Origin of the sequence: Faecalibacillus intestinalis, from assembly GCF_003024685.1 — a bacterium.
Classification (GTDB): domain Bacteria; phylum Bacillota_I; class Bacilli_A; order Erysipelotrichales; family Coprobacillaceae; genus Faecalibacillus; species Faecalibacillus intestinalis.
The window spans coordinates 1-4076 of record NZ_PYLQ01000042.1 but is presented as its reverse complement, the minus strand read 5'-3'; the positions used below and the strand labels follow the sequence as shown (position 1 = coordinate 4076).

2 protein-coding genes and 1 pseudogene are annotated in these 4076 nt (G+C 31.6%); all 3 read left to right on the top strand.

Annotation, left to right across the window (positions count from 1 at the left end; translation table 11 throughout):
• Window positions 1-222, top strand: a pseudogene (locus C7U54_RS14350) (hypothetical protein); the annotation flags it as partial.
• Between the two features lie 241 nt (window positions 223-463).
• The gene (locus C7U54_RS14345) at window positions 464-2947 is read left to right on the top strand and encodes a glucosaminidase domain-containing protein (protein WP_107030722.1); all 2484 of its coding nucleotides are present in this window, start codon (window positions 464-466) and stop codon (window positions 2945-2947) included.
• On the top strand, window positions 2863-3999 hold the full coding sequence (locus C7U54_RS14340; RefSeq protein ID WP_107030721.1) for an Ig-like domain-containing protein: 1137 nt from the start codon (window positions 2863-2865) through the stop codon (window positions 3997-3999). The genes C7U54_RS14345 and C7U54_RS14340 overlap by 85 nt, the downstream gene beginning before the upstream one ends.
• Window positions 4000-4076 lie beyond the last annotated feature (77 nt).

Genomic DNA, 4076 nt, shown 5'->3' with positions numbered 1-4076 from the left:
CTAGAAGCGATAAGAATCAAGCTAACAGGAGAGATGGCAAAACAATATGACATCTACTATAGAGTACATTCACAAGAATTTGGCTGGCTAGGCTGGGCAAAGAATGGAGAGAGTGCAGGAACGGAAGGATATTCATATAGACTTGAAGCAATCCAAATCCAACTTGTAAAAAAAGGAAGCAGTGCACCAGGAAGTACAAGTAATTGCTTCTATAAAAGATAAATAACCAAAAGGTAAATAATAGGCAACAGTACTAAACAACAGTTTTAGATACTGAACGACCAAATATTTACCTTTTTTATTTTATAAAAGAGATGACTACATAAAACTAATTATTAATTTTCATGACAGTTCCTTTAAAAAAATGAATGATAATGTGTGAAAATATATTTTGTGATTTAAATTTTTTTTTTTACTGATATAATAAATGATAGATTTTAGGGAAAGGAAGTGAAAAAAACTTATGAATAGAAAAATTACATCGATTTTAATGTCTTTTTCATTGATTTTTAGCATCGTACCTTTTTATAATGTTTCGGCAATAGTAGATGACAGCAATAATTTGGATGATTATACTGCTGCTAAACAAGAAGTACCAAGTGATTATGAAATTACTACTGTTGATGAAAATGGGAATGTAATCTCCTTAGAAACAGTGGAACAAAATATGCCAGATACTTCAGATGATTTGGATGAAAAAGATTTATTTGTACAACCTGAGGAACAATCTAGAGCAAGAGCATCTAATTCTAGTGTTTCAGTTGTTAACTTTAGGACAAAATCAAGTAGCAAAGAAAATACAGAGTATAAGGAAGATGGTACTAATCGTGATGGTTATACTAATGGATACTATGCAGCAGATGCAGCTTTTTTAGGTTATGATAATGAGGTGTCACCTACAAAAGTAAAATTTATGCAATCAGGTGTTATTGGTTGGGTAAATCTTAATGAGGTTGAGGTTTTAGATTATACTAGTTCTTCTGTTCAAACATTAAGTAAATATTATGTAAAAAATGGAAGACTTTATCATGGAATTAGTACAAAATTGTCAAATACGGCATATAGTAGTAATTTAGATTGTGGAGTTAAGCCATCTTATTTAAAGGATAATACAGATTATTATAGTTATGATGGCCATTATTTTTATGAGGGAAGTACATATAGTAGTTATAAAACCATGTTAGAAGATTATAAAACTAATGTTAGAACACATTCGGTGAATAGTTCTAATCCGTATTATAATTATTATCAATATTTATCTCATAGAAGTTTAACAACATATAACGCATCACAATTGAATCAAGCTATTTCTTATTTTTCTAAAGATAATAGTAAAATGAGAAATGAAGGGAATGCATTTATTTCAAACCAAAATACATATGGAACAAATGCAATGTTGATGATAGGTGTGGCTGCTAATGAAAGTTCATGGGGTTCAAGTAATATTGCACAGAATAAGAATAACTTATTTGGTCATCATGCTTATGATAAAGATCCAAATGGAAGTGCAAATGGCTATTCTTCAGTAGATTATAGCATTTATTATCATTCGGCAATCTTTTTATCCAAAGGATATTTAGATCCTATTACAGATTATCGTTATTATGGTGCTTTCTTAGGAGATAAAGCAAGTGGAATAGGTGTAAAATATGCTTCTGATCCATATTGGGGAGAAAAAGCAGCAAGTATTTGTTGGAAAGTAGATAACTATTTAGGTGGTACAGATTCTAAAAAATATACAATTGGTATAAAGGATACATTAAGTAATTTACATAGTGTTGTAAATATAAAAAATTCGTCAAATGCAAATTCGACTACTTTGTATTCAACATATCCAACTAGCTCAAAAATTTCAAACAAGACACTTGCGCCATCAAATTTTGCATTTCTTATTTTAAAAGATGGTAAATCAAATGGGTATTATAAGATACAATCTGATGGTTCTATTGATTCAACACGCTCTAAAATAGTTGTTCAATCAGAATATAACTATGATTCAAATTATGCATATATTCCAACTAATTCAATAACGATTGTAAGTAATGGCAGTAATTCTTCTTCTCAATTGAATACTTCAAATGTAGAAGGACAACCAACTGGTAAAACAGATAGTGAACCAACTCTATATTACCAATCTAATTGTCAAAACGTAGGGTGGTTAAATCAAGTCAATGAACCAAATACAACTGGAACAACAGGTAGGTCTTTAAATTTGTATCAATTGAAGTTTGATTTAAAAAATGCAAATCCAACAGCCTATTTGTCTGGAAAGATTTATAATTCAAAAGGATGGAAAACCTATGATAAAATTAATAATGATACGGTTGTTGGAGATGAATCTTCACCAATACAAGTTATAAATTTTTCAGCTAATTGTTTAACGGGATATAAGTTACAATATAGAGTTCATAGTGCTGATATAGGTTGGCAATCTTGGATAGATGAAGGAAATAATGCAGGAGTTAGTGGAAAAAATATTCAAGCAATAGATTTTAGAATTGTTAAAGATAGTTCAATTACAAGAGTACCAGGAATATATTACAGTCAACATTTAAGTAATATGGGATGGACAAATAATCTAGTGAATGGAAATGGTTATGGAAATATCTCTGAAAATTTAGAAGGTTTAAAAATAGGAATAGATAACCTAAGTAATTATAATTTAACAATTAAAACATTAAATACACAAAATAAAGATAACACATATACTAATGTTACTAATTCAACAGTTATTGGTTCTACTGGACAATCTCTAGGATTAAAGATGATCAACATGTCATTATCAAACAGTAATAATTATGAGCTTAAATATAGGGTATATATTGATGGAAATTGGACAAAATGGATATCACAAGGTAATGATTGTGGATCAAAAAATACTGGAGTTATAAAAGATATACAAATCAAATTAGTTTATGTTTCACATATTACATCAGTAAGACACTAACATGGAAAAGTGAAGATGAAAACGTTGCAAAAGTAGATGGAAATGGAAAAGTAACAGGAGTAGGAACAGGAACTACAAATATTACAGTAATAACAAGCAATAGAAAGAGTGCAGCATGTAAGGTGACAGTAGTCAGACAAACACCAAGTGTAAACTACAGTACACATGTCCAAGATATTGGATGGCAAGGATATGTCAAAGATGGAAGTACTGCAGGAACGACAGGACAGTCAAAGAGATTAGAAGCAATAAGAATCAAACTTTCCAATAATACATCCTATAATGGAACAATCCAATATCAGACACATATTCAAGACATTGGATGGCAAGGATGGAAAATGAACGATGACACTTCAGGAACGAGTGGACAAAGTAAAAGATTAGAAGCAATAAGAATCAAACTGACAGATGAATTAGCAGAAAACTATGATATCTACTATAGGGTGCATTCACAAGAATTTGGCTGGCTAGGCTGGGCAAAGAATGGAGAGAGTGCAGGGACAGCAGGATATTCATACAGACTGGAAGCAATAGAAGTCAAACTTGTAGAAAAAGGTGGAAAAGCACCAGGAAGTACACAGGATGCATACAGACAAAGATATGTAAGCTATCAGACACATGTTCAAGATATTGGATGGCAAGGAATAAAATATGATGGAGAAGAAGCGGGAACAAGCGGACAAAGTAAAAGACTAGAAGCCATCAATATCAGTTTAAGCAATCCATTATACAGTGGATCAATCGAATATCAAACACATGTCCAAGACATTGGATGGCAAGGATGGAAAATGAACGATGACACTTCAGGAACAAGTGGACAAAGTAAAAGACTAGAAGCGATAAGAATCAAGCTAACAGGAGAGATGGCAAAACAATATGACATCTACTATAGAGTACATTCACAAGAATTTGGCTGGCTAGGCTGGGCAAAGAATGGAGAGAGTGCAGGAACGGAAGGATATTCATATAGACTTGAAGCAATCCAAATCCAACTTGTAAAAAAAGGAAGCAGTGCACCAGGAAGTACAAGTAATTGCTTCTATAAAAGATAAATAACCAAAAGGTAAATAATAGGCAACAGTACTAAACAACAGTTTTAGATACTGAACGACCAAATATTTACCTTTTT

Coding starts and splice junctions, on each gene's coding strand:
- C7U54_RS14345 (WP_107030722.1), top strand. CDS start 464: ATGAATAGAAAAATTACATCGATTTTAATGTCTTTTTCATTGATTTTT.